At 40.7% G+C, this 24,287-nt stretch carries 39 protein-coding genes and 1 other annotated feature; of the genes, 33 read left to right on the top strand and 6 right to left on the bottom strand.

Annotated elements, in window-relative coordinates; genetic code table 11:
* Positions 1-33 precede the first annotated feature (33 nt).
* Complete coding sequence (locus G7Y65_RS01180) at positions 34-1,023, bottom strand: polyprenyl synthetase family protein (RefSeq protein ID WP_228179949.1); 990 nt, start codon at positions 1,021-1,023, stop codon at positions 34-36.
* 462 nt (positions 1,024-1,485) lie between these two features.
* On the opposite strand from G7Y65_RS01180, the gene rpsJ reads away from it, so the two are divergent.
* From rpsJ to G7Y65_RS01025, 31 genes are all read left to right on the top strand, one after another.
* Entirely contained in the window at positions 1,486-1,794 is a 309-nt protein-coding gene (gene rpsJ / locus G7Y65_RS01175) for a 30S ribosomal protein S10 (RefSeq protein ID WP_042491882.1), read from the top strand.
* Positions 1,795-1,883: 89 nt separating this feature from the next.
* Positions 1,884-2,510 carry a 50S ribosomal protein L3 gene (rplC, locus tag G7Y65_RS01170; protein ID WP_042491880.1) on the top strand — a complete coding sequence of 209 codons (627 nt, stop codon included), beginning with the start codon at positions 1,884-1,886 and terminating at the stop codon, positions 2,508-2,510.
* Between the two features lie 24 nt (positions 2,511-2,534).
* Complete coding sequence (rplD, locus tag G7Y65_RS01165; protein WP_042491879.1) at positions 2,535-3,158, top strand: 50S ribosomal protein L4; 624 nt, start codon at positions 2,535-2,537, stop codon at positions 3,156-3,158.
* Positions 3,158-3,445 (top strand): 50S ribosomal protein L23, encoded by a 288-nt coding sequence (gene rplW, locus G7Y65_RS01160; RefSeq protein ID WP_042491878.1) that lies wholly within the window; start codon positions 3,158-3,160, stop codon positions 3,443-3,445. The genes rplD and rplW overlap by 1 nt, the downstream gene beginning before the upstream one ends.
* A gap of 16 nt (positions 3,446-3,461) precedes the next feature.
* Entirely contained in the window at positions 3,462-4,295 is an 834-nt protein-coding gene (gene rplB / locus G7Y65_RS01155) for a 50S ribosomal protein L2 (RefSeq protein WP_042491876.1), read from the top strand.
* Between the two features lie 55 nt (positions 4,296-4,350).
* The gene (rpsS, locus tag G7Y65_RS01150) at positions 4,351-4,632 is read left to right on the top strand and encodes a 30S ribosomal protein S19 (RefSeq protein ID WP_042491873.1); all 282 of its coding nucleotides are present in this window, start codon (positions 4,351-4,353) and stop codon (positions 4,630-4,632) included.
* 16 nt (positions 4,633-4,648) lie between these two features.
* Positions 4,649-4,996, top strand: a complete 348-nt coding sequence (rplV, locus tag G7Y65_RS01145) for a 50S ribosomal protein L22 (protein WP_042491871.1) — start codon at positions 4,649-4,651, stop codon at positions 4,994-4,996.
* Positions 4,997-5,009: 13 nt separating this feature from the next.
* Positions 5,010-5,678 carry a 30S ribosomal protein S3 gene (gene rpsC / locus G7Y65_RS01140; protein ID WP_042491870.1) on the top strand — a complete coding sequence of 223 codons (669 nt, stop codon included), beginning with the start codon at positions 5,010-5,012 and terminating at the stop codon, positions 5,676-5,678.
* 1 nt (position 5,679) lies between these two features.
* On the top strand, positions 5,680-6,099 hold the full coding sequence (gene rplP / locus G7Y65_RS01135) for a 50S ribosomal protein L16 (RefSeq protein WP_042491869.1): 420 nt from the start codon (positions 5,680-5,682) through the stop codon (positions 6,097-6,099).
* Entirely contained in the window at positions 6,099-6,305 is a 207-nt protein-coding gene (gene rpmC / locus G7Y65_RS01130) for a 50S ribosomal protein L29 (RefSeq protein ID WP_002827981.1), read from the top strand. Before rplP ends, rpmC begins: the two co-directional genes overlap by 1 nt.
* A 23-nt stretch (positions 6,306-6,328) precedes the next feature.
* Positions 6,329-6,595 (top strand): 30S ribosomal protein S17, encoded by a 267-nt coding sequence (gene rpsQ / locus G7Y65_RS01125; protein WP_042491867.1) that lies wholly within the window; start codon positions 6,329-6,331, stop codon positions 6,593-6,595.
* A gap of 45 nt (positions 6,596-6,640) precedes the next feature.
* The gene (gene rplN / locus G7Y65_RS01120; protein WP_002827979.1) at positions 6,641-7,009 is read left to right on the top strand and encodes a 50S ribosomal protein L14; all 369 of its coding nucleotides are present in this window, start codon (positions 6,641-6,643) and stop codon (positions 7,007-7,009) included.
* Between the two features lie 32 nt (positions 7,010-7,041).
* Positions 7,042-7,350: a 50S ribosomal protein L24 gene (gene rplX, locus G7Y65_RS01115; RefSeq protein WP_042491865.1), complete on the top strand. Its 309-nt coding sequence runs from the start codon at positions 7,042-7,044 to the stop codon at positions 7,348-7,350.
* Between the two features lie 30 nt (positions 7,351-7,380).
* Entirely contained in the window at positions 7,381-7,923 is a 543-nt protein-coding gene (gene rplE, locus G7Y65_RS01110; protein WP_042491864.1) for a 50S ribosomal protein L5, read from the top strand.
* A 43-nt stretch (positions 7,924-7,966) separates the two neighbouring features.
* Complete coding sequence (gene rpsH, locus G7Y65_RS01105) at positions 7,967-8,365, top strand: 30S ribosomal protein S8 (protein ID WP_042491863.1); 399 nt, start codon at positions 7,967-7,969, stop codon at positions 8,363-8,365.
* 31 nt (positions 8,366-8,396) lie between these two features.
* Positions 8,397-8,933: a 50S ribosomal protein L6 gene (rplF, locus tag G7Y65_RS01100; protein WP_042491862.1), complete on the top strand. Its 537-nt coding sequence runs from the start codon at positions 8,397-8,399 to the stop codon at positions 8,931-8,933.
* Positions 8,934-9,020: 87 nt separating this feature from the next.
* Positions 9,021-9,377, top strand: a complete 357-nt coding sequence (gene rplR / locus G7Y65_RS01095) for a 50S ribosomal protein L18 (RefSeq protein WP_042491860.1) — start codon at positions 9,021-9,023, stop codon at positions 9,375-9,377.
* A gap of 20 nt (positions 9,378-9,397) precedes the next feature.
* Positions 9,398-9,901 carry a 30S ribosomal protein S5 gene (rpsE, locus tag G7Y65_RS01090; protein ID WP_042491859.1) on the top strand — a complete coding sequence of 168 codons (504 nt, stop codon included), beginning with the start codon at positions 9,398-9,400 and terminating at the stop codon, positions 9,899-9,901.
* Between the two features lie 11 nt (positions 9,902-9,912).
* Positions 9,913-10,098: a 50S ribosomal protein L30 gene (rpmD, locus tag G7Y65_RS01085; protein WP_002827972.1), complete on the top strand. Its 186-nt coding sequence runs from the start codon at positions 9,913-9,915 to the stop codon at positions 10,096-10,098.
* 41 nt (positions 10,099-10,139) lie between these two features.
* Positions 10,140-10,574, top strand: a complete 435-nt coding sequence (rplO, locus tag G7Y65_RS01080; protein WP_042491857.1) for a 50S ribosomal protein L15 — start codon at positions 10,140-10,142, stop codon at positions 10,572-10,574.
* Positions 10,574-11,881, top strand: coding sequence for a preprotein translocase subunit SecY (secY, locus tag G7Y65_RS01075; protein ID WP_042491855.1), 1,308 nt, complete (start codon positions 10,574-10,576; stop codon positions 11,879-11,881). The genes rplO and secY overlap by 1 nt, the downstream gene beginning before the upstream one ends.
* Positions 11,878-12,447, top strand: coding sequence for an adenylate kinase (locus G7Y65_RS01070; protein WP_042491854.1), 570 nt, complete (start codon positions 11,878-11,880; stop codon positions 12,445-12,447). Before secY ends, G7Y65_RS01070 begins: the two co-directional genes overlap by 4 nt.
* Before the next feature lie 92 nt (positions 12,448-12,539).
* Positions 12,540-12,755: a translation initiation factor IF-1 gene (gene infA / locus G7Y65_RS01065; protein WP_002827967.1), complete on the top strand. Its 216-nt coding sequence runs from the start codon at positions 12,540-12,542 to the stop codon at positions 12,753-12,755.
* Between the two features lie 35 nt (positions 12,756-12,790).
* Positions 12,791-12,910, top strand: coding sequence for a 50S ribosomal protein L36 (gene rpmJ / locus G7Y65_RS01060; RefSeq protein ID WP_040760535.1), 120 nt, complete (start codon positions 12,791-12,793; stop codon positions 12,908-12,910).
* Positions 12,911-12,963: 53 nt separating this feature from the next.
* Complete coding sequence (rpsM, locus tag G7Y65_RS01055) at positions 12,964-13,329, top strand: 30S ribosomal protein S13 (RefSeq protein WP_042491851.1); 366 nt, start codon at positions 12,964-12,966, stop codon at positions 13,327-13,329.
* 32 nt (positions 13,330-13,361) lie between these two features.
* Positions 13,362-13,748 (top strand): 30S ribosomal protein S11, encoded by a 387-nt coding sequence (gene rpsK / locus G7Y65_RS01050; RefSeq protein ID WP_042491849.1) that lies wholly within the window; start codon positions 13,362-13,364, stop codon positions 13,746-13,748.
* A 51-nt stretch (positions 13,749-13,799) separates the two neighbouring features.
* Positions 13,800-14,744, top strand: a complete 945-nt coding sequence (locus G7Y65_RS01045; RefSeq protein ID WP_042491847.1) for a DNA-directed RNA polymerase subunit alpha — start codon at positions 13,800-13,802, stop codon at positions 14,742-14,744.
* Between the two features lie 38 nt (positions 14,745-14,782).
* On the top strand, positions 14,783-15,169 hold the full coding sequence (gene rplQ, locus G7Y65_RS01040; protein WP_042491846.1) for a 50S ribosomal protein L17: 387 nt from the start codon (positions 14,783-14,785) through the stop codon (positions 15,167-15,169).
* A gap of 306 nt (positions 15,170-15,475) precedes the next feature.
* Positions 15,476-15,691: a hypothetical protein gene (locus G7Y65_RS01035; protein WP_042491845.1), complete on the top strand. Its 216-nt coding sequence runs from the start codon at positions 15,476-15,478 to the stop codon at positions 15,689-15,691.
* Positions 15,681-15,890 (top strand): NfeD family protein, encoded by a 210-nt coding sequence (locus G7Y65_RS01030; protein WP_165314487.1) that lies wholly within the window; start codon positions 15,681-15,683, stop codon positions 15,888-15,890. The genes G7Y65_RS01035 and G7Y65_RS01030 overlap by 11 nt, the downstream gene beginning before the upstream one ends.
* Positions 15,877-16,749 (top strand): SPFH domain-containing protein, encoded by an 873-nt coding sequence (locus tag G7Y65_RS01025; RefSeq protein WP_052348368.1) that lies wholly within the window; start codon positions 15,877-15,879, stop codon positions 16,747-16,749. Before G7Y65_RS01030 ends, G7Y65_RS01025 begins: the two co-directional genes overlap by 14 nt.
* Positions 16,750-16,796: 47 nt before the next feature.
* Here the strand turns inward: G7Y65_RS01025 and G7Y65_RS01020 are convergent, their stop codons facing one another.
* The 4 genes from G7Y65_RS01020 to G7Y65_RS01005 form a co-directional block, all read right to left on the bottom strand.
* Positions 16,797-17,489 (bottom strand): methionine ABC transporter permease, encoded by a 693-nt coding sequence (locus G7Y65_RS01020; protein WP_042491843.1) that lies wholly within the window; start codon positions 17,487-17,489, stop codon positions 16,797-16,799.
* A 2-nt stretch (positions 17,490-17,491) separates the two neighbouring features.
* A complete protein-coding gene (locus tag G7Y65_RS01015; RefSeq protein ID WP_042491842.1) occupies positions 17,492-18,538 on the bottom strand; it encodes a methionine ABC transporter ATP-binding protein in 1,047 nt (348 codons plus the stop codon).
* Between the two features lie 65 nt (positions 18,539-18,603).
* A complete protein-coding gene (locus G7Y65_RS01010) occupies positions 18,604-19,437 on the bottom strand; it encodes a MetQ/NlpA family ABC transporter substrate-binding protein (RefSeq protein ID WP_042491841.1) in 834 nt (277 codons plus the stop codon).
* A gap of 98 nt (positions 19,438-19,535) precedes the next feature.
* Positions 19,536-19,803: a binding site (T-box leader), on the bottom strand.
* Positions 19,804-19,862: 59 nt separating this feature from the next.
* Positions 19,863-20,525, bottom strand: coding sequence for a YoaK family protein (locus G7Y65_RS01005; protein ID WP_137600399.1), 663 nt, complete (start codon positions 20,523-20,525; stop codon positions 19,863-19,865).
* A 138-nt stretch (positions 20,526-20,663) separates the two neighbouring features.
* On the opposite strand from G7Y65_RS01005, the gene G7Y65_RS01000 reads away from it, so the two are divergent.
* The gene (locus tag G7Y65_RS01000; protein WP_042491840.1) at positions 20,664-22,139 is read left to right on the top strand and encodes a nicotinate phosphoribosyltransferase; all 1,476 of its coding nucleotides are present in this window, start codon (positions 20,664-20,666) and stop codon (positions 22,137-22,139) included.
* A gap of 27 nt (positions 22,140-22,166) precedes the next feature.
* A complete protein-coding gene (gene nadE, locus G7Y65_RS00995) occupies positions 22,167-22,991 on the top strand; it encodes an NAD(+) synthase (protein ID WP_042491838.1) in 825 nt (274 codons plus the stop codon).
* An 84-nt stretch (positions 22,992-23,075) separates the two neighbouring features.
* Here the strand turns inward: nadE and G7Y65_RS00990 are convergent, their stop codons facing one another.
* The gene (locus G7Y65_RS00990) at positions 23,076-24,092 is read right to left on the bottom strand and encodes an aldo/keto reductase (RefSeq protein WP_042491836.1); all 1,017 of its coding nucleotides are present in this window, start codon (positions 24,090-24,092) and stop codon (positions 23,076-23,078) included.
* Positions 24,093-24,287: the final 195 nt, after the last annotated feature.

Genomic DNA, 24,287 nt, shown 5'->3' with positions numbered 1-24,287 from the left:
AAAAACATTTTTTCTACTATATAATGGTGTTAATTAATTAGCACGTTCAAGTAGCGCCTCGCTGATGGCAACTAGCGTATCTTTAGCATCACTTTCGGGTAGTTTGTCTAATTGTTCTAGTGCATTGTTAGTATAGTCACTGGCTAAAGCAATGGCATCATCAACAGCACCGCTAGCTATTACCATATCACGTAAAGCAATGGATTCATCATTACTGATTTGTTCTTTTTTCTTTAATAGTGTTTGAATTTCATCATTATTCTGCATTGCGATGATTAAGGGTGCTGAGTAAACGCCCTCACGAACATCTTGTAGTGTTGGCTTACCTAAATCATGAGTAGTTGATTGGTAGTCTAAGATATCATCTAAAATTTGAAATGCCATCCCAACATTATAAGAAAAATCAGAAACCAAAGTCATAAATTCTTCTGGTGCGTTTCCGTTAGCAGCACCAAGCTTAGCTGATAATACAAATAGTGCAGCAGTTTTACCTGCAATTTGTTCTTTATAGTTGGCTAATGTCATATGACGATCATAATGATTTGTGCGCTGGGTTAATTCACCTGTCAAAATAGCTTCTAATAACGAAGTCGCTTGTTGGACAAGTTTCATATCACTTGTATGGTAGGCAAGTGTTTTAAATGTTGCAGCAAACAAATAATCACCGGCATAAGCGGCAACATCTTTGCCAAAGCGAGACTGAATGCTAGGCGCATGACGTCGTTCAGGAGAATCATCAATGATATCATCATGAACAAGCGTTGCAGTGTGTAGCATTTCAATTGCAGCAGCGATATGTTTTAAATCTGAATTATTGCGAGGGTAAAACTGACCAATTATCAGTGTAAAAGCAGGCCGTAGCATTTTACCACCAGCACGGAACATATCCAACAATGCTTGTTCAACTTCTTTGTCATTTGCATGTAATGAATTTTGAATAATCAATAACACATCTTGGAGCTCCGCTTGAACTGTTGGAAAGTTCTCCCACATAGGGTGGATTTGTGTAAGAGTTTGTTTCATTAATTTGGCATTCCTTAAATCTACTATATAGTAAAACATAAATTGACATACTGTCTTTTAAACTAATTCCTATTATATATGAAAAAAATAGAATGCGCAGGTAAAAATTCGAAAAAAAGATATTTAAACAATTCGAGAGTTTTTATTGGAATTTTTTTGGGAAATTGTGTATTATAAATAACGTTGTGATGCGACAGGATTATTATTTAAAATAATTCTGATAAAGTAAACAAAAACACTTGATTGTCCGGCATAACTACTGTATTATAATCAAGTACGCTAATTGAGGGATATTTTAATATCCTTGTATATTAGTGTGCACAAACAAGCAATGATGCGGGAGGTTGCGACACACCCGGCAGCATTGCCACGAGGCCCATTGCCATGGAGCCTTGTGGGGTGTGTCGGTAGTTTCCGCGGAGTTAGTTTCATATTCCAATATGGACGAAGGGAGAATTTATCATGGCTAACAAGAAGATTCGTATCCGCCTAAAGGCATACGAGCACAAGATTTTGGATTCATCAGCTGAAAAGATTGTTGAAACTGCAAAGCGTACAGGTGCTGAAATTTCAGGTCCTATTCCATTGCCAACTGAACGTACACTATACACAGTTTTGAGTTCACCTCACAAGCACAAAGATGCACGTGAGCAATTCGAATTGCGTACACACAAGCGTTTGATTGACATCATGAACCCAACTGCCAAGACAGTCGATGCATTGTCAAAGTTGGAATTGCCAAGTGGTGTTGACATCGAAATTAAGTTGTAATCCTTATAACTTTAATTAAGATAATGACTTGCCCAGTTATGCATTTAACTAACTAAAAATTTTAGATTTACTATGAAAAGGAGATAGTCATGACTACTAAGGGTATCTTAGGCCGCAAAGTCGGCATGACTCAGGTATTCACTGAGACTGGTGAACTTATCCCTGTAACGGTTGTTGAAGCTACACCAAACGTTGTTTTGCAAGTTAAAACTTTGGAAAACGATGGTTACAATGCACTTCAATTGGGTTACCAAGATAAGCGCCAAGTTTTGAGCAACAAACCTGAGCAAGGTCACGTTGCCAAAGCAAATACGACCCCTAAGCGCTACATTCGTGAAATCCGCGATGCTGAGGGAGAATTCAATGTTGGGGATGAAGTAAAGGTTGATATCTTTGCCGCTGGTGAAGCTGTTGACGTTACTGGAATTACGAAGGGTCATGGTTACCAAGGTAACATCAAGAAGGATGGCCAATCACGTGGACCTATGGCTCACGGTTCTCGTTACCACCGTCGTCCTGGTTCATTGGGTGCCATTATTAACCGCGTCTTCAAGGGTAAGAAATTGCCTGGACGTATGGGTAACCACAAGCGTACTGTACAAAACTTGCAAGTTGTTCGCGTTGATGTAGAAAATAACGTGATCTTGGTTAAGGGTAATGTTCCTGGTGCCAACAAGTCACTTGTTACTGTTAAGTACTCAAAAAAAGCTAAGTAATAAGGACGAAGGGAGGAAATTAACATGACTAAGGTTGCTTTGTTTAAGCAAGACGGTTCAAATGCCGGTGATATTGAGCTAAATGCTTCAGTATTCGGTGTAGAGCCAAACAACAATGTCATTACGGATGCCGTATTGATGCAACGCGCTTCAATGCGTCAAGGAACTCACGCCGTTAAGAACCGTTCAGCGGTTTCTGGTGGTGGAAAGAAGCCTTGGCGTCAAAAGGGAACGGGTCGTGCCCGCCAAGGTTCAATCCGTTCACCACAATGGCGTGGGGGTGGAGTTGTCTTCGGACCTACACCACGTTCATATGCCTACAAGATGCCTAAGAAGGCATACCGTTTGGCATTGAAGTCAGTGTTGTCACAAAAGGTTTTGGATTCTTCATTGGTAGTTGTTGATGCATTGTCATTTGACGCACCAAAGACTAAAGAATTTAAGGCAGTTTTGAACAACTTAAACGTAAATGAAAAGACGTTGGTTGTCTTGGACGATGATAATGCTAATGCAGCACTAGCAGCACGTAACTTAGAAAACGTGACTGTTATGACTGCTAAGGGTGTTAACGTGCTTGACGTAATCAACAACGATAAGTTGATTGTAGTTCAATCAGCTTTGGCACAAGTTGAGGAGGTTTTGGCATAATGGACGCACGCGATATCATTTTGCGCCCGGTCATCACTGAACAAACGATGAACGTTTTGGATGAAAAGCGTTACACGTTTGAAGTTGATGTTCGCGCCACAAAGCCACAAATTAAGCGCGCTGTTGAAGAAATTTTCGATGTTAAAGTTGAAAAAATCAACACCGCTAACGTACGTGGTAAGTTGAAGCGTCAAGGACGCTTTTCTGGTTACACTAAGAAGCGTAAGAAGGCAACTGTTAAGTTGTCTGCAGCTTCTAAGGACATTCAATTGTTCAACGAAAACTAATTAGGAGGAAATTAGCGTGGCTATCAAAAAGTACAAGCCAACCTCTAACGGTCGTCGTAACATGACTTCTTCAGATTTTTCTGAAATCACTAAGACGACGCCCGAAAAGAGCTTGTTGGAATCAAAGTCAAACACTGGTGCTCGTAACTCATACGGTCACATGACTGTACGCCACCGTGGTGGTGGACACAAGCGCCAATACCGTATTATCGACTTCAAGCGTACTAAGGATGATGTACCAGCTAAGGTTGTTGCGATCGAATACGATCCAAACCGTACTGCAAACATCGCTTTGCTACAATATACTGATGGAACTAAGGCATATATCTTGGCTCCTAAGGGACTAGAAGTTGGTATGACTGTTCAATCTGGAGCAGATGCTGATATTAAGGTAGGTAACTCACTACCACTATCAAACATTCCTGATGGAACTCAAATCCACAACATTGAATTGAAGCCTGGTCACGGTGGACAACTTGTTCGTTCAGCCGGTGCCTCAGCTCAAGTGCTAGGTAAAGAAGGAAAGTACGTTCTAGTTCGCCTACAATCAGGTGAAGTTCGTATGATCTTGGCTGTTAACCGTGCCACAGTTGGAGTTGTTGGAAACGAACAACACTCATTGATCAACTGGGGTAAGGCTGGTCGTCGTCGTTGGAAGGGTCAACGTCCACACGTTCGTGGATCTGTAATGAACCCTAACGATCACCCTCACGGAGGTGGTGAAGGAAAGGCTCCTATCGGAATGCCATCACCATTGTCACCATGGGGTAAGAAGACAGCTGGTAAGAAGACTCGTAACGTTAAGGCTCGTTCAACTAAGTTTATCGTTCGTGGTCGCAAGAGCAAGTAATTAATAACTACGCCAGCTATTATAAGTTTTTAAAAAACGAGAGGAGGACCTCAAAATGGGTCGTAGCCTAAAAAAAGGGCCATTTGCTGATGCTTCTTTGTTAAAGAAGGTTGAAGAGGCTAACGCTTCTGAAAAGCATACTGTCATTAAGACATGGTCACGTCGCTCAACGATTTTCCCTAGCTTTATTGGATTGACTTTTGCAGTTTACGATGGTCGTAAGCACATGCCAGTTTTGGTACAAGAAGACATGGTTGGTCACAAGCTTGGAGAGTTCGTTCCTACGCGTACGTTCCGCGGACACGCAGCAGACGATAAAGCAACTAAGCGTAAGTAATTAGGAGGACAATACAATGGCTGAACAAATCACGTCAGCACGCGCCACGGCCAAGATCGTCCGTGTCGCACCACGTAAGGTCCGCCTAGTGCTTGACCAAGTTCGTGGTAAGTCTGTGGCAGAAGCATTTGCAATTTTGCAATTTATGCCAAACCACAGCTCAGAAGATGTATACAAAGTGTTGAACTCAGCAGTAGCAAATGCTGAGAACAACTTCTCATTAGATCGTGAAGATTTGGTAGTTGCTGAAGCCTTTGCAAACGAAGGACCAACGCTAAAGCGTTTCCGTCCACGTGCCAAGGGTTCAGCTTCACCAATCAACAAGCGTACAAGCCACATTACGATTGTGGTAACAGAAAAGTAAGGAGGATTGAGTCATGGGTCACAAAATTAACCCAACTGGTATGCGTGTCGGCATCATCCGCGACTGGGATGCAAAATGGTACGCAAACAAGAAGGACTTCGCAACAACTTTGCATGAAGATTTAAAGTTGCGCGAGTACATCGAAGCTAAGTTGGCTGAAGCATCAATTTCACGTGTTGAAATTGAACGTACTGCTAACCGTGTAAATATCTCAATCCACACTGCTAAGCCAGGTATGGTTATTGGTAAAGGTGGTTCTGAAGTTGATGCATTGCGTAACGAGCTTTCAAAGATCGTTGCCAAGGGTGAACGTGTTCACATCAACATCATTGAGATTAAGAAACCTGATTTGGACGCCCACTTGGTAGGTTCACAAATTGCAGCAGACTTGGTTCGCCGTGTGGCTTTCCGTCGTGCAATGCGTAGTGCTATCCAACGTGCAATGCGTGCTGGTGCCAAGGGTATCAAGACACAAGTTTCTGGACGTTTGAACGGTGCAGATATGGCTCGTATTGAGCAATATACTGAGGGTACAGTGCCTTTGCACACATTGCGTGCAGACATTGACTACTCATGGGATGAGGCAACAACTACTTACGGTCAAATCGGAGTTAAGACTTGGATTTACCGTGGTGACATTTTGCCAGAGAAGAAGTCAGTAAAGAAGCAAGGAGGCGAGTAACATGCTAGTTCCAAAGCGTGTAAAGTACCGTCGCCCACACCGCGGTAAGATGCGTGGTGAGGCTAAAGGTGGTAAGACAGTAGCTTTCGGAGATTTCGGTTTACAAGCTACTGAATCACACTGGATTACAAACCGTCAAATCGAGGCTGCTCGTATTGCTATGACGCGTTATATGAAGCGTGGTGGTAAAGTATGGATTAAGATTTTTCCACACTTGGCCTACACTTCAAAGGGTGTTGGTGTTCGTATGGGTAACGGAAAAGGTACCCCAGAAGGCTGGGTAGCACCTGTTAAGCGCGGCAAGGTATTATTTGAAGTTGCCGGTGTTCCTGAAGAGGTTGCCCGCGAAGCCTTGCGTCTTGCATCTAACAAGTTGCCAGTCAAGACTAAAATCTTGGCTCGTCAAGTGGAGGGTGAATAATGAAGATCAAGGATCAACAAAATGAAATCAAGGGTCTCAGCCAAGCTGAGCTAGTTGCCAAGGAAAAGAGCTACAAGGAAGAGTTGTTCAACTTGCGTTTCCAATTAGCTACTGGTCAACTTGAGAACACGGCTCGATTGTCAGAAGTACGTAAGCAAATTGCCCGTATCAAGACGGTCATTCGTCAACAAGAATTGAACAAGTAGACTAAGAGAGGAGACCGTTCGTTATGACTGAAGCTCGTAACACACGTAAGGTTTACCAAGGCCGCGTGGTTTCAGATAAGATGGATAAGACAGTTACTGTTGCCATCAACACTTACAAGAACCACCCAGTATATGGTAAGCGTGTTAAGTACACGAAAAAGTTTAAGGCTCACGATGAGAACAACGAAGCTAAGACAGGTGATTTGGTACGTATCATGGAGACACGTCCAACATCAGCTACAAAGCGCTTCCGTTTGGTAGAAATCGTCGAGAAGGCCGTTATTATCTAATCGTTTAATCTCGAATATTACCAATAACGGAAGGAGGACAAAATCGTGATTCAACAAGAGAGTCGTTTAAAGGTTGCAGATAACTCAGGTGCACGTGAAATCTTGACTATCAAGGTGTTAGGTGGATCTGGTCGTAAGTTTGCCGGAATCGGTGACATGATCGTCGCAACTGTTAAGCAAGCTATTCCTGGTGGAAATGTTAAGAAGGGTGACGTTGTTAAAGCCGTTATCGTTCGTACTGCCGCTAGTACACACCGTGCTGATGGTTCATACATCAGTTTCGATGAAAATGCTGCTGTTATCGTTAAAGATGATAAAAGTCCAGTAGGTACTCGTATCTTTGGACCTGTTGCGCGTGAATTGCGTGACAATGATTACATGCGTATTGTGTCATTGGCACCTGAAGTATTGTAATTACCATCATTAAATCAAGGAGGAAGCCTCGCATGTTTGTGAAGACTGGTGACAAGGTTAAGGTTATCGCCGGCAAGGACAAGGGTAAGGAAGGCGTAATCGTAAAGATTGACGCAGCCCAAAACCGCGTTGTTGTTGAAGGTGTCAATATGGTTAAGAAGCACCAAAAGCCTAATAACCAATACCCACAAGGTGGTATTGTTGAGCTTGAAGCTCCAATCCACGTTTCAAACGTACAATTGCTTGACCCTTCTACTAACGAACCAACTAAGGTTGGTTACAAAGTTGAAGATGGTAAGAAGGTACGTTTCGCTAAGAAGTCTGGAAAGACTTTAGCATAATTTTCTAGGTGAAAGGAGGAAATCATTATCATGGCAAATCGCTTGAAGGAAAAGTACGTCAATGAAGTTACACCTTCATTGGTCGAGAAGTTTGAGTATTCATCAATCATGCAAGCACCTAAGATCGAAAAGATCGTGCTTAACATGGGTGTTGGTGATGCTGTTTCAAACTCAAAGAACTTGGATGAAGCTGTTGCTGAATTGGAATTGATTGCTGGTCAAAAGCCAGTTATCACTCGTGCTAAGAAGTCAATCGCTGGCTTCCGTTTGCGTGAGGGTATGGCAATCGGTACAAAGGTTACTTTGCGTGGTGAACGTATGTATGACTTCTTAGATAAGTTGATCAACGTTTCATTGCCACGTGTTCGTGACTTCCGTGGAGTTTCACCAAAGGCTTTTGATGGCCGTGGAAACTACACATTGGGAGTTCGTGAGCAACTTATTTTCCCAGAAATTGATTATGATAAGGTTAACCGCGTTCGTGGTTTGGATATCGTTCTTGTAACGACTGCCAACTCAGACGAGGAATCTCGTGAATTGCTTACTCAAATGGGTATGCCTTTCTCAAAGTAATCAACACTGATTTACAGTAATTAATAATAGGAGGCAAATATCAATGTCAATGACTGACCCAATTGCAGATTTTTTGACACGCATTCGTAATGCGAACATGGTTCGCCACGACTCAGTTGAAGTACCTGCATCAAAGATCAAGAAGGACATCGCCGAGATCTTAAAGAGTGAAGGCTTTGTTCGTGACGTTGAATACATTGAAGATGACAAGCAAGGTGTCATCCGTGTTTTCCTTAAGTATTCTGCTGACAAGACTCGCGTAATTACAGGTTTGAAGCGTATTTCAAAGCCTGGTCTACGTACATATGTTAAGTCAGATAATGTACCTAAGGTATTAAACGGTTTGGGTATTGCAATCATCTCAACTTCTGAAGGTGTTATCACCGATAAAGAAGCTCGCGCCAAGAAAATTGGTGGCGAGGTATTGGCTTACGTCTGGTAAAAACAAAATTTAAATAAGGAGGTGTCAACCAATGAGTCGTATTGGTAATAAGGCCGTAACATTGCCAGCTGGCGTTGAACTATCACGCGAAGGTGACGTTGTTACTGTTAAAGGACCTAAAGGTGAGCTATCACGCACGATTGCTCACGAAATCAATTTGACTGTTGATGGAACTGAGGTTTCATTCACTCGCCCATCTGATGATGGACGCATGAAGGCACTTCACGGAACTACTCGTGCCATTGTTAACAACATGGTCGAGGGTGTTTCAAATGGCTTCAAGAAGACATTGAAGCTAGTCGGTGTTGGATACCGTGCAGCAAAGCAAGGCGACAAGCTTGTTTTGAACGTAGGTTACTCACACCCCGTAGAATTTGAAGCTCGTGAAGGGTTAACTGTTGAAGTTCCTGACTCAACGACGGTTACAGTTGCAGGAATCAGCAAGCAATTTGTTGGTGATTTCGCTGCTGAAATCCGCGCCGTACGCGCACCTGAACCATACAAGGGTAAGGGTATTCGTTACGAAGGTGAATACGTTGCACGTAAGGAAGGTAAGACTGGTAAGTAAACTTAAGCTTTGTGCTTAAAGTCGTAAGCAACGTTACGATTTTACTTATGAGTATATCTTTCGAACTGAAAAAAAGAGGTTACGAACATGATTACGAAGTCAGACAAGAACAAAGTGCGTCAACACCGACACACTCGCGTTCGTGGAAAGATTTCTGGTACTGCTGAGCGCCCACGCTTGAACGTTTACCGTTCTAACAAGAACATCTACGCGCAATTAATTGATGACGTAGCGGGTGTGACGCTTGCTAGTGCCTCAACTTTGGATAAGTCAATTGAGACTGCTCCAAAAACTGAACAGGCAGCTAAAGTTGGTGCTTTAATCGCAGAACGAGCAAAAGAAGCTAATGTTGAAGTTGTTGTATTTGATCGTGGTGGTTACTTGTACCACGGTCGTGTACAAGCTTTGGCTGAAGCAGCTCGTGAAGCTGGTTTGAAGTTCTAAGGGAAGGAGGAAAGAAAAACATGGCATTTATTGATGCAAATAAGCTCGGTGAGCTTGAAGAAAACGTTGTAGCCATCAACCGTGTTACCAAGGTTGTTAAAGGTGGACGCCGTTTGCGTTTCGCTGCTTTGGTAGTTGTTGGTGACCGTAACGGACATGTTGGTTTTGGTACTGGTAAAGCGCAAGAAGTTCCTGAAGCAATCCGTAAGGCTGCTGAAGATGCAAAGCGCAACATTATTAGTGTACCTATGGTTGGTACAACCCTTCCTCACTCTACATTGGGTGTCTTTGCTGGTGGCCGCATCCTAGTGAAGCCCGCCGTTGAAGGATCTGGAGTAGCAGCTGGTGGTGCTGCTCGTGCCGTTTTGGAACTAGCTGGAGTTGGTGATGTGACTGCAAAGTCATTAGGCTCAGCTACACCAATTAACGTTGTACGCGCAACTTTCGATGCAATCAACTCATTGAAGAACGCTGAAGAAGTTGCTGAATTGCGTCAGGTCTCATTAGAGCACTTGGCAGATTAAGGAGGCAGAAAATGGCTGAACAAGTTAAAATTACTCTTGTAAAGAGTGCTGCCCACCGTTTGCCAAAGCAACGTGCGATTGTTAAGGCCCTTGGTTTGAACAAGGTCCAATCATCAGTCGTATTGCCTGACAACGCAGCAACGCGTGGTGCAGTGTTCAAGATTGCTCACTTGGTTACTGTTGAAGTAGTTAAGTAAGAGCTAAATAATTAGATTGCATTGAAGGAGGTAAAACCCTAATGAAGCTAAATGAACTCCAAGTAGCTGAAGGTGCACGTAACGTCCGCAACCGTGTTGGACGTGGTGAGTCATCAGGTAATGGTAAGACTGCAGGTCGTGGTCAAAAAGGTCAAAAGGCTCGTGGTAAGACTCGTCAAGGTTTCGAAGGTGGACAAATGCCATTGTTCCGTCGTATGCCAAAGCGTGGTTTCACGAACATTAACCGTAAGGAGTATGCTGTTGTCAACCTTGACATGTTGAATCGTTTTGATAACGGTACTGAAGTTTCTCCAGCATTGTTGGTTGAAGCAGGTATTGTTAAGAACGAATTGAACGGTGTTAAGATCTTGGCAAATGGTCAACTTGAGAAATCATTGACTATTAAAGCTAACAAGTTCTCAGCAGCAGCAACCGCAGCTATCGAAGCTGCTGGTGGTAAAGCTGAGGTGATCTAATGCTGAAAACCGTGCTCGATTCACTTAAAGAAAAAGATATTCGAAAGAAACTATTTTTTACTTTGGGAATCCTAATTGTTTATCGGTTAGGTGCCTATATTACTGTCCCGGGTATTAACACGGCGGCATTAACAGAGGTAGCAAATTCTGGGCTCGGCAGCATTTTGAATATGTTTAGCGGTGGTGGATTAACAAATTACTCATTATTTGCAATGGGAGTTTCACCATACGTTACTGCACAAATCGTGGTACAGCTCCTACAAATGGATATTGTGCCACGATTTGTTGAATGGTCGAAACAAGGTGAAGTGGGACGACGTAAGTTGAACCAAGTTACTCGGTGGCTGACCATTGTCCTAGCTTTTGTCCAATCTATTGGAATCACGGCAGGATTTAATCAACTAAGCCAAGTTAACTTGGTGAAAACACCAAATGCAGAGACTTACATATTAATCGGATTCATTTTAACGGCTGGTACAATGTTATCAGTTTGGTTAGGTGAGATGATTACTGAACGTGGTCTTGGTCAAGGTGTTTCAATGTTGATTTTTGCTGGTATAATTGCGCGTTTACCAGCAGGTATTTATCAACTATTCAAGGAACATATCCTACAAGGTGACGATCCAGCGCGTGGATGGGCATTTTTGATTGGACTAATGATGATTTTTATAATTGTTATTGGCTTTGTTACTTGGTTTAATCAGGCGATTCGCAAGGTACCAATGCAATATACACGTCGTTCGACAGGTGCAGGAAGTTCTTCCTATCTACCATTACGTATTAATATTGCGGGGGTTATCCCGGTTATCTTTGCGTCATCATTATTGGTTACGCCACAAACTATTTTGCAAGCATTTGCAACTAAGTTTGCAGACGCAAGTTGGTATAATACAGTTATGCAATACCTTTCAATTCAAACGATGCAAGGTGGTATTGTGTATACATTACTGATTGTTTTGTTTACATTCTTCTATGCGTTTGTTCAGGTTAATCCTGAAAAGGTACAAGAGAATCTACAAAAACAAGGTAGTTATATTGTAGGCGTCTGGCCTGGTCCATCTACTGAAAAGTGGATGTCAGGACTATTGATGCGTTTGTCAGTAGTCGGCGCTTTGTTCCTAGGATTTGTCGCTTTAGCACCAATTCTAGCAACACACTTCTTTGGGTTGGATAGTAACCTTGCAATGTCAGGAACGTCGATCTTGATTGTCATTGGTGTGGCAATTGACCTGATTCGCCAACTTGAAGGATTGATGATGAAGCGGCAGTATGTTGGATTTATTCGAGAAGGAGTCGAGACAAAATGAGTTTGAACATCATGTTGTTGGGTTTGCCAGGTGTTGGTAAAGGAACCCAGGCTGCAAAGATCGTTGAGATGTACAACTTGCCACACATCAGTACGGGTGATATGTTCCGTGCGGCAATGGCCAACGAAACTGATCTTGGTATGCAAGCAAAGTCTTATATGGATGCTGGTAACTTAGTTCCTGACGAAGTTACTAACGGTATTGTTGCCGAGCGTCTAGCAGAAGAAGATACGAAACCAGGATTTATCTTAGATGGATTCCCTCGTAACTTAGAGCAAGCGAAAGCTTTAGAAGATATGCTAAGTAAAGAAGGCCGTTCATTGGACGCTGTTCTTTACTTTACTGCTGATATGCAAGTATTAGTTGATCGTATGATGGCCCGTGGACGTGCAGATGACACGCCTGAAGTGATTCAAAATCGCTTGGACGTTAATGGTAAGCTTACTGAACCAATCGCTGAATTTTATGACGAAAAAGGTCTATTAAATAAAATCGATGGTTCACGTGAGCTTGATGTCGTGTTCGCAGATGTAAAGAAGTTACTTGATAGTTTGAAGAACGACTAAGTTTAACCAATATTTTTTACTTTTCAAGGTAAATCTATCGTGTTATAATAACTTGTTACGTTCTCCAATGTCACAACTAAGGAGGCAGCAACGTGGCCAGTGATGTTATTGAAATTTCTGGTGTGGTAAAGGAAACTTTGCCCAATGCCATGTTTACCGTTGAACTGGAAAACGGCGCAGACATCTTAGCACACGTTTCTGGTAAGATCCGAAAGAATTTCATTCGTATTCTACCTGGAGATCGTGTAACGGTTGAGATGTCGCCATATGATTTGACGAAGGGCCGTATTACATACCGGTTCAAGTAAGCAAATCGTACAAAAAATTCAAGGAGGTAAATATCATGAAGGTTCGTCCATCAGTTAAGCGTATGTGCGACAGCTGCAAGGTTGTCAAGCGTAATGGTCGTGTAATGGTGATTTGCTCTGCAAACCCAAAGCACAAGCAACGTCAAGGTAAGTAATTTTACTGACGTTAGAAAATTTATTTATTATATAGAAAAAGGAGGTAATCGTAATGGCTCGTATTGCTGGTGTTGATTTGCCTCGCGATAAGCGTATCGTGATCGCATTAACATATGTATATGGAATCGGGAATGCAACTGCACAAAAAGTTTTGGCAGATGCAAAGGTTTCTGAGGATGTCCGTGTTCGTGACTTAACCCCAGACCAAGAAGACGCTATCCGTGCCGTCGTTGATGGTATTAAGGTAGAAGGTGACTTGCGTCGTGAGGTCTCAATGAACATTAAAGGTCTACAAGAAATCAATTCATACCGTGGTATCCGTCACCGTAAGGGCTTACCAGTTCGTGGACAACACACGAAGAACAACGCTCGTACTCGTAAGGGCCCAGCTGTTGCAATTGCAGGTAAGAAGAAGTAATTTAAACTAACTAGAAAGGAGATAACTTGATTATGGCAGGTCGTACTAATCGTAAGCGTCGTGTACGTAAGAATATTGAGTCTGGTGTAGCACACATCCACGCAACGTTCAACAACACGATCGTAATGATCACCGACGTTCAAGGAAATGCTGTTGCTTGGTCATCAGCTGGTGCACTTGGTTTTAAAGGTAGCCGTAAGTCAACGCCGTTTGCTGCGCAAATGGCTGCTGAAGCTGCTGCTAAGAGCGCAATGGAAAATGGCATGAAGACTGTTGAGGTAACTGTTAAGGGACCTGGTTCAGGTCGTGAGTCAGCTATCCGTTCGTTAGCCGCTGCAGGTTTGGATGTTTCATCTATTAAGGATGTTACACCAGTACCTCACAACGGTTCACGTCCACCAAAGCGTCGTCGTGTCTAATTGCCGGTTGCAAATAGTGCACAACAAGCTTTGAAAGGGGTAACAAACAGTATGCTTGAATTCGAAAATCCTAAGATTATGCTGGTTGAAGAGGATAGCAATTACGGTAAGTTTGTGGTTGAGCCGCTTGAACGTGGTTACGGAACTACTTTGGGTAACTCACTACGCCGTGTATTGTTGTCTTCATTGCCTGGTGCGGCAATCAATTCAGTACAGATTGATGGCGTTTTGCATGAATTTTCAACGGTCGAAGGTGTCGTTGAAGATGTCACGCAAATTATTTTGAACCTTAAAAAGGTTTCAATGCGCATCGACAGTGACGATGAAAAAACACTCGAAGTTAACGTAACCGGTCCCGCTGATGTGACGGCCGGTGATATAACTGGTGATAGTGATGTTGAAGTCTTGAATAAAGATCTTCACATTGCTACTGTTGCGGCTGGGGCTACTTTGCACATGACTTTGACTGCTGCTCGTGGTCGTGGTTATGTTTCAGGGGACCAGAATAAGGAATTGCATGATGAAATGCCTATTGGCGTTCTAGCAATTGATTCAATCTTTACCCCAATCGAACGCGTCAACTATCAAGTTGAAAACACTCGTGTTGGTCAACGTGATGACTTTGATAAATTAACTTTGGATGTTTGGACTGACGGTTCATTGACAGCTACTGAAGCTGTTTCTTTGGCCGCTCGTATTATGTCTGATCATTTGAACGCATTTGTTGATATGTCTGAGCGTGCAATTACTGCACAAGTGATGGCAGACAAGGAAGAAGAGCCAACCGCAAAACATGCAGATACGCCAATTGAAGAATTGGACTTGTCTGTTCGCTCTTATAATTGTCTCAAAAGGGCCGGGATTAACTCTGTCCAAGAGTTAACTGAGCGTACGGAGACTCAAATGATGTCTGTTCGTAACCTCGGTCGGAAATCACTTGACGAAATCCAAGACAAACTTACATTGCTAGGTTTGGGATTCCGCAAGGAAGATTAGTTTAAACGATAGAATACCAAGTAAAGGAGGACACACTCATGGGATACCGTAAGTTGGGACGTAACAGTGCACAACGTAAGGCTTTGTTGCGTGATTTGACTACTGATCTATTAATCAATGGTCGTATCATTACGACTGAAGCTCGTGCAAAAGAAGTTCGTCGTACTGCTGACAAAATGATTACGTTGGGTAAGCATGGTGATTTATCATCACGCCGCAAGGCAGCTGCCTTTATGCGTAACGTTGTTGCAGACGTAAAAACAACTGATGATAACAAAGTTCAAGTTGAAACAGCTTTGCAACACTTATTTAACGATGTTGCACCTCGCTTTGAGGGTCGTGCCGGTGGTTACACTCGCATTTTGAAGACTACTCAACGTCGTGGTGACGCTGCTCCAATGGCTATCTTGGAATTGGTTGACTAATTTCATTGGTTAATTAATAAACACAATGAGATCTCTCATGTTATATGGTATAAACCGCTAAGATGATGGCTAATAGCCAAGTCTAGGTTGAAAGGCATTTATGTCGCACCTATAACGTGTGAGGTTTTTTTGTGCTTTTTTTTGTATACCCGAAACTCGGGACTGCAGTAATGAAAGACTTTTGTAGTGTTGAGTTTTTGATTTATCGAAAAAAAATAATGATTTTTCTAAAAATCACTTTTAATAATTTACGTGTTAGCAAAGCTAGTATATACTAAAACAAAAGTGTTCTTGGGGGGGTTACAAATGAATAGGAAACGTAATGTAAATACAACGGGTATGACAATACACTTAACACCAAGTAATTTTATGGCAAATCGTATGTTAGTTAATGGTCACTATTTTGATTATCGGGGTATTGATCTAAAGATGGGTGATACAGTTCGAATTCGGCAACAAGTCGGTAATTTTCTAGTTGTTGAAAAAGCATTTAAATATGGTAAAAACTATTATGAACTATAATTTTGATAATCGCCTGTTGGATAAATCGTTTACTTTATCTATGGATAACTATGCGGATGGCTTTGTTAAATTAAATGGTATTTATTATCGTGTTACGACAACCGAAAAATTAATCTGGGGAGATGAGGTTGTAATCGTTGCAGTACAAGGCAATGCGATTAGCTTAGAAAAGGAGACGTCAAAAAATGATATTAGCTAGTATTTTATATGTCATTATCTTTTTATTGATCATTTATTTGTTGGTTTCAAGTATTCGAATCATTCCACAAAATATGGTAGGTATGGTTTCGATTTTAGGTAAGTATAAAAAGCAAATTACACCTGGTATTCATTTTACAATACCGATTATTACGCGAGTGGATCGAGTCGATTTGGCACAGGTACCACTTAGTTTAAGTGAACAAAGTGTTATTTCACAAGATAATGCAGAAGTTATTATTTCACTTTCAATGAATTATCATGTTACGAACCCATATAAATTTACTTTTGAAAATGCGGATTCAATTAAATCTATGGTTCAACAATCGAGAGCGCATTTACGTGGAATTATTGGTACGATGGATTTGAATGATGTTCTTAATGGGACAGAAAGAATTAACGCTGCGTTAAGTCATGAATTAGCGACAATTACGGATGCTTATGGTGTTAATGTTGATCGGATTAATATTGATACAATCCAACCAACACCGGAAATTCAAGAATCAATGAATAAGCAAATTAATGCCACGCGTGAACGTGAGGCAGCTATTGCAAAAGCAGAGGGTGAAGCACGTTCAATTGAATTGACCACAAAAGCTAAAAATGACGCCTTAGTGACGACTGCTGAAGCGAAAGCAAAGGCAGTGCGTTTAGCGGCTGATGCTGAAGCATATCGTATTCAAAAAGCGAATGATGCCCTAGCAGCTGTAGATAGCAAGTATCTAGCTGCGCAAAATATTGATGCTTTCCGTGAAGTTGCAAACGGCCAATCTAATACGGTTGTTGTTCCTAATACAGCCATTGATGCGTTGGGAAATCTAACGGTTGCAAATGAATTATTTCAACAAAAAAATAAATAAAAAATAAGGATGGAACATTTTTGTTCCATCCTTATTTTTATTAACATTTAGTTATGACGAGCATGCTTTGCTAGTAAGTCACCCACAAATTGAATAATGACAATGAACAGTAGGATAATGACCGTTGCAGTCCACATAACGTCGTTTTGGAAACGTTGGTAACCGGTAACGATTGCAGTTGTTCCAAGACCACCAGCACCGATAGCGCCAGCCATTGCAGTCAAACCAACTAAACTGATTAATGTAACAGTTGAAACACGAATTAGTTCGGCACGACCTTCTCGTAAGTAGACGTCTGAGATAATGTCCCAATTAGTTGCGCCAAACGAACGAGCAGCTTCAACTTTACCACCTTCAACACCAAGTAAAGCAACCTGTACCTGACGAGCGTAAAAGGGGAAAACACCAAGGGACAGTGGGACTAGCGCAGCTGTTGTTCCAATAGTTGTACCGACAATTAATTGTGTTAGAGGTGAGAAAGCCACCACCATAATGATGAATGGAATAGCACGCCCAACTGAAACAATTTTATCTAAGATTTGGAAAGCTGTGCGATTAGGTGCAATCCCGTCATCGGCAGTCAAAACTAAGCCAATCCCAAATAACAAACCAATAATACCACCAATAATGGCGGCGCCGAGAGTCATATAAACTGTTTGCCAAATTGCAACACCCCAGCCATAGTCACCTGACCAGCCCAAAGCGTAAGCATTAGGCATATGTTCTTGAATCCATCCCATAATTAGTTGGTACCTCCTTGTAATTCAGTAATGACCACCCCGTGATCACTAAAACTTGCTTTAGCAGCCTTACGATTAGCAACCGTTCCCTTAAATATTGCAACGGCAAGACCAACAGGTGTCTGTGTCAAGATTTCCATGTTTGAATAGAGAATATTTGTTGTGACATCGAAATCTGCATAAATTGTTGATAGTAATGGTTGCGCTGTATCGGCACCAACATAACTGATTTTGATTAGTTCTTCATCGTCTGCTAGTGGTTGGGTGGTTAATAGCTCATTCACCTTAACAAGTGCTTCATCCAAATTAGTAGCTGTATTGATGAAATCTTTTGTTAGTGGCTTTTGAGGATTGGTAAAAATTTCTAATAACGAACCACGTTCAATGATCGTACCGTTTTCCATCACAGCAACTTTGTTAGCAGTTTCTTTGATGGCTTGCATTTCGTGAGTAATCAAAACAATAGTTAAGCCTAATTCACGATTTAATTGCTTTAGTAATGCCAAAATTTGGTTAGTCGTTCGGGGGTCTAGGGCTGAAGTTGCCTCATCAGAAATCAAAATTTCAGGATCATTTGCCAATGCACGTGCAATGGCCACACGTTGCTTTTGACCACCAGAAAGTTGATTAGGATAGTTATCAGCACGGTCATCAAGACCAACAAGTTTTAGTAATTTGTTAACCTTTTTAGCTTTATCAACTTTTGATAAATTAGAATGTTTCAAAGGTTGTGCGACGTTGCCAAAAATTGTTAACTCATTCATTAGATTGAAATGCTGGAAAATCATCCCAATTTTCTTACGTTGATTACGTAATTCTTTTGGTGAAAGTTGTAGCATGTCGATATCGTTTACAATGACTGAACCTTTGGTTGGACGTTGCAATAAATTAATGGTACGAACCAGCGTTGACTTACCAGCACCAGAATAACCAACAATGCCATAAATATCGCCTTTTTCAACTTCGATGGATTCATCTTGAACAGCGACAATTTCACTTTTTTTTTGTTTAAAAGTTACATTTATATTTTTTAATGAAATAACAGCCATATTCTTCTCCTACTATTGATATGTATGTGAACGAGCGAAGGCCCGTCACGGTTGTTGCAAATGGCTTACTTCAACTTGATATCCCATGATGGAATTTCAGCCTTACCCCAAGTGTCCTTTAGGTATTGCTTTGTTTGCTTGCTTTGGTAAGTTTTAACGACTTGCTTGTATGCTTTCTTGTTAGCATCACTCTTGCGGGCAACAATAACATTAATCCATTGCTTTGACTTTTTATTAATTGGTTCAACGTAGACAGCTGAATTTAACTTAAGTTTAGCTTCTTGGGCATAGTTAGTATTAATAACAGCACCATCCATTGACTTTAGAGAAGATGGGCCTTGATCAGCAGCAACTTCTTTAAATTTAAGGTTTAACTTGTTCGATTGAATATCTTTAAGGGTTGGCAAATCAACCCCTTTCTTGATTTTAATCAAGCCAGCTGATTGTAGCAAAGTTAAAGCACGGCCTTCATTAGTACTGTCATTTGGTACGGCAATACTATCACCCTTTTTAAAATCTTTAACGTCTTTGTATTTTTCAGAATAAAGACGAATTGGGGTAATGAAAGTTTTACCAATTGCTTTGACCTTATTGTTATTTGATTTATTCCAGTTGTTTAAGAAATAAACGTGTTGGAAAGCATTTAAGTCAAGTGATCCGTCAGCAACGGCTTTGTTTGGTTGGTTGTAGTCAGTAAAGACTTTTGTTTTAACAGTTAAGTTATATTTCTTTTGCGTTGTTTTGTTGATATTATCCCAAAGTTCTTTATCACTAGTACCAACAATTCCAACAGTTACTGTTTTTTTGGCAGCAGCATTAGCCGTAATAGGCGCAATAGTTCCAGCAGCAAAGGCACTAACTGCTAAGATAGTACCAATTTTTAATCCTTTATGTGTCATAACGTTTCTCCTTAGACAATTTTATAAGTATGAGTTAGTGTATTTTAGAAAGGAAGGGGAACAAAAAAGACTCGTCCCATCATGATTAGATATAATCTGATAGAAACGAGTCTCGTGTTACCATTCTACTTTTATTTTAACTATTACTAATTAAAACCTTAGCAACGAGCGAGCAGTGAGCGATATGATGCTATGCTGATTCGTGTGTCTTTTAACGTAGACCATTCCGTCGTTAATTTATAGACTTGCTACTCATTAACGCCAATCACAGGCCATTTTCAACTAGTATGATTTGAACAGCTTACACCAAATACTGTCTCTCTTAACAAATCATAATTAATTTACTTTCCTGATCAACTTGTTTATTCTTCTGAAATACTTAACCGTATTTTAGTTGATATTATCTGTTGTGTCAACTACCACTATCATTTTTCTTCACGATTAACCAAAACAAGGATGCCTAGTATTAAAATGGGGGCGATGAAGAGTGCACCTTGATGTAATAATTGCATCGCAAAAAAAGCCAAAATTGCTGAAGCAAAAAAAGCCAAAATAACGGGAGCCACCCGTCCAGCACGATGCAACGCCGATTTATCATGCCATAATAAACCATTAGTTAAACCACTACTAAGGGTTCGTAAATTACCAGTGCTTAAGATGGTCATATAAGGCATTCCATGAATGAGATTAAATGTATCTGCCTGAATGGCCATAAAAAAGGCTAGTAATGGCAGGATAATATTGGATGAAACAGTGTGATATTCTAATAAAGCGACACCGACTAAACCTATAAATTCAATGAGTAAAGCTATCATAGTATGTGATTGCTGGTGTTTTTTTGCAAATTGTTTCAAAAGCTGGTTAAAACTAGTGCCCATTAAAAAAGCAAATACGGGCCAGAAATAAATTAAGGCATGTAACCATTTACCGTTGGCAATATTTAGACCAATTTGTAATAAATTACCGCTTTGAAAGCTTGCAAAACGCATATCATGAATTTGAAATGTATAGGCATCAATAAAGCCAGCTGTTGCTGCGAGCAACATCCCCGTGCGCATTGATTCTTTAATTGGATAATGATGAATCATGATAATCGTTCCTTAATAAAAAATTATTGCTGTGACAATTTCCTTAGTATACCACTAGTTATATCATCCTAACATGACTTTACACCCTGTGATTTGTGTTAAAATAGTAACAATATAGAAAATGAGGAGAATTTTGTTATGGCTTTAGCATATCCAGATGATAGCTTGGCATTACACACAGATGCGTACCAATTATCAATGATGCAAACGTACTTTATGAAGGGAATTCATGAACGCAAGGCAGTTTACGAAATGTACTTTCGCAAACTACCATTTCAAAATGGTTATGCCGTTTTTGCAGGATTGGAACGGGTTGTAAATTTTTTGAGTGGGTTACATTTTTCTCAGAGTGATCTTGATTATCTACGTTCAACTGGGGAGTTTAATGAAGCATTTTTAGATTACTTAAAAAATTGGCGCTTTAAAGGAACCGTTCGGATGCCAAGCGAAGGAGATGTTGTTTTTAACAATGAGCCTATCGTGCAGGTTGAGGCAACTGTTTTTGATGCGCAATTAATAGAGACCCCGTTACTAAACATTATTAACTATCAAACTTTGATTGCCACAAAGGCTTCAAGAATTCGTTCAGTTGTTGGTGATCAAACTTTGATGGAATTTGGTTCACGTCGTGCACAAGAAATGGACGCAGCCCTTTGGGGAACACGTGCTGCTTACATTGGGGGCTTTAACGCAACTTCAAATGTGCGAGCAGGTAAATTATTTGGTATTCCAATTTCTGGGACACATGCACACAGTTTAGTACAAGTCTATCGTAATGATTATGAAGCTTTTAAAGCCTATGCAGAGACGCATCATGATGTGGTCTTTTTGGTTGATACGTATGATACATTACGCTCTGGTGTGCCAGCTGCAATTCGTGTGGCACAAGAAATGGGTGATAAAATTAACTTTATCGGTGTTCGTATCGATTCAGGTGACTTGGCTTACGTCTCTAAAGGGGTTCGTAAGATGTTGGATGAAGCTGGTTTTCCAGAGGCATCTATTGTGGCATCAAATGATTTGGATGAAACAACGATTAAGAGTTTGAAGTTCCAAGGTGCTAAAATTGATACATGGGGTATTGGAACAAAATTAATCACGGCATACGACCAGGCTGCGCTTGGTGGTGTTTATAAAGTGGTATCAGTCGAGGATGAAAATGGTGAGATGACCGACACAATTAAGATTTCAGGGTCGGCTGAAAAGATTTCAACGCCAGGTCAAAAGCAAGTTTGGCGTATTACACGTAATTCTGATGGTAAGTCACAAGGGGATTATGTTGCCTTATGGCATGAAGACCCAACTAATTTGCCTGAGGGCTTGTATATGTTCCATCCTAGTTATCCATACTTGAATAAGACAGTTGTTGATTATACAGCACGACCAATCTTACAAGATATTTTTGTGGACGGCGAATTGGTTTATAAACTACCAACTTTGGATGAAGTACGGACATTTGCCCAACACCACATCAATTCATTATATTCAGAATATCGCCGTGATATGAATCCACAAGAATATCCTGTTGATTTGTCACAAGATGCATGGGACCATAAGATGAATCTTATTAAGAAAACCCGTGCATATGTTGATGAAATTAATAAAAACAATTAATAGTAATATTTCTTAAGGGAGGCTGTTATGCGAACATTACAAGCAGAGATTATTCAAACATTAGGTGTTCAACCGACAATTGATTCAGAAACTGAAATTAACCGTTCAATATCATTATTGAAAGATTACTTAATTAAGACCGGTCTTAAGACTCTTGTATTAGGTATTTCAGGTGGCCAGGACTCATTGTTGGCTGGTAAGTTAGCGCAGTTGGCTGTTATGCAACTACGTGCAGAAACTGGTGATAAAACTTATCAATTTATTGCGATGCGGTTACCATATAGTCAACAATCTGATGAGTCAGATGCAATGGCTGCTATTGCTTGGCAAGGTGCTGATCAAACAGTAACGGTTAATATTAAAGATTCAGTTGAAGGTGTTGTGACGCAGTTAGAAGCTAATGGTATTGCAGTAACTGATTTTAATAAGGGAAATATTAAAGCTCGTGAGCGTATGATTGCACAGTATGGTGTTGCTGCAGCTAAACAAGGTGTTGTGATTGGAACTGATCATGCAGCCGAAGCGTTAGCAGGCTTTTATACGAAGTTTGGGGATGGTGCAGCAGATGTGACACCATTATATCGTTTAAATAAACGACAAGGTCGTCAGCTATTAGCTTACTTAGATGCACCAAAAAACTTATACGAAAAGGTGCCAACAGCTGATTTGGAAGAAGATCGGCCAGCATTGCCTGACGAAGAGGCTTTAGGCGTAACCTATGATGCAATTGATGACTATTTGGAAGGCAAAGAAGTATCTGATGCGGATGCTAATCAAATTGAGCATTTGTATACAACTTCTGAACATAAACGCCGTCAACCTGTAACTGTCTTTGATGAGTGGTGGCGTTAAAAAATAAAAAGTGTAAAAATTATGGGCCGTTAGTCTAACCATTTTGAGATGGTAGATTAACGGCCCTGTTTTTATGATGTGATTTTAATGTGCTTGCCAATCAATACGAGGTTGTTGGCTTAAAATATTATCGATTTGATCTAATTCAGCTTGGCTAAAGTTTAAGTGGTTTAAAGCTTTAACATTGTCAACTAATTGTTCCGGACGACTAGCGCCGATAATAACACTAGCGACTTCAGAATGTCTAAGATCCCAAGCTAAAGCCATTTCAGCTAATGTTTGGTGGCGGTTTTTAGCAACCTCGTTTAAGTTTTGAACAGTTTGAATAGTAGCTTCGACTTGATTTTCATGCAAGAAGGGACTGTTACTTTTAGCTGCACGTGAGGACTTTGGAATACCATTTAGATATTTATCAGTCAACAAACCTTGTGATAGCGGACTAAAGACAGCGGCTGCTTTGCCATACTGGCGTAAGACGGGCAATAAATCCTGTTCAATTTGACGATTGAACATATTATAGCGTGGTTGATGAATAATGAAAGGTGTCTTTAAATCATTGAAAATTTTAATCATTGCCTGAGTTTGAGCACCAGAATAGTTAGAAATACCAATATATAGTGCTTTGCCAGTGCGAACAAGTTGATCCAAAGCCAGTGCTGTTTCTTCAATTGGTGTGTCTGGGTCAGGGCGATGAGAATAAAAAATATCCACGTAATCTAATTGTAGTCGTGCTAAACTTTGGTCAGCACTGGCGATGATGCTTTTTTTAGAACCCCAATTACCATAAGGACCATCCCACATTTCATAACCTGCTTTACTTGAAATAACAAGTTCATCACGATAGGCATGTAAATCCTGCGCTAAAATATGGCCAAAGTTTTGTTCCGCACTACCAGGTATTGGCCCGTAGTTATTGGCCAAGTCAAAATAGGTAATGCCCAAGTCAAAGGCCTGATGGATAATGGCTTTTTGATTTTCAATAGGATCGACACTGCCAAAATTATGCCAGAGACCTAATCCGATAGCTGATAATTTTAGACCACTTTGACCAACACGATTATAAACCATCTTGTCATAACGTTCTTTATTTGCTTGATACATTAAAATTCCCCCGATGATTTTATGATATACAATAGCTATTCTTAATTGTAAATTATAGCTGTAATTTAGTGGGGTGTCCAAAGCCATTTAGACCACATTCTAAGTCATAGAGAAATATGGTAAAATATTTATATCGATACTGACATTTAGTCAGTTAATAAAAATGAGGGTTACCACATTTTTAAAAGGAGAGAG

It is taken from the genome of Weissella sagaensis (assembly GCF_010306265.1).
Lineage (GTDB): Bacteria > Bacillota > Bacilli > Lactobacillales > Lactobacillaceae > Weissella > Weissella sagaensis.
This window is presented reverse-complemented; position numbering and strand designations above follow the sequence as displayed.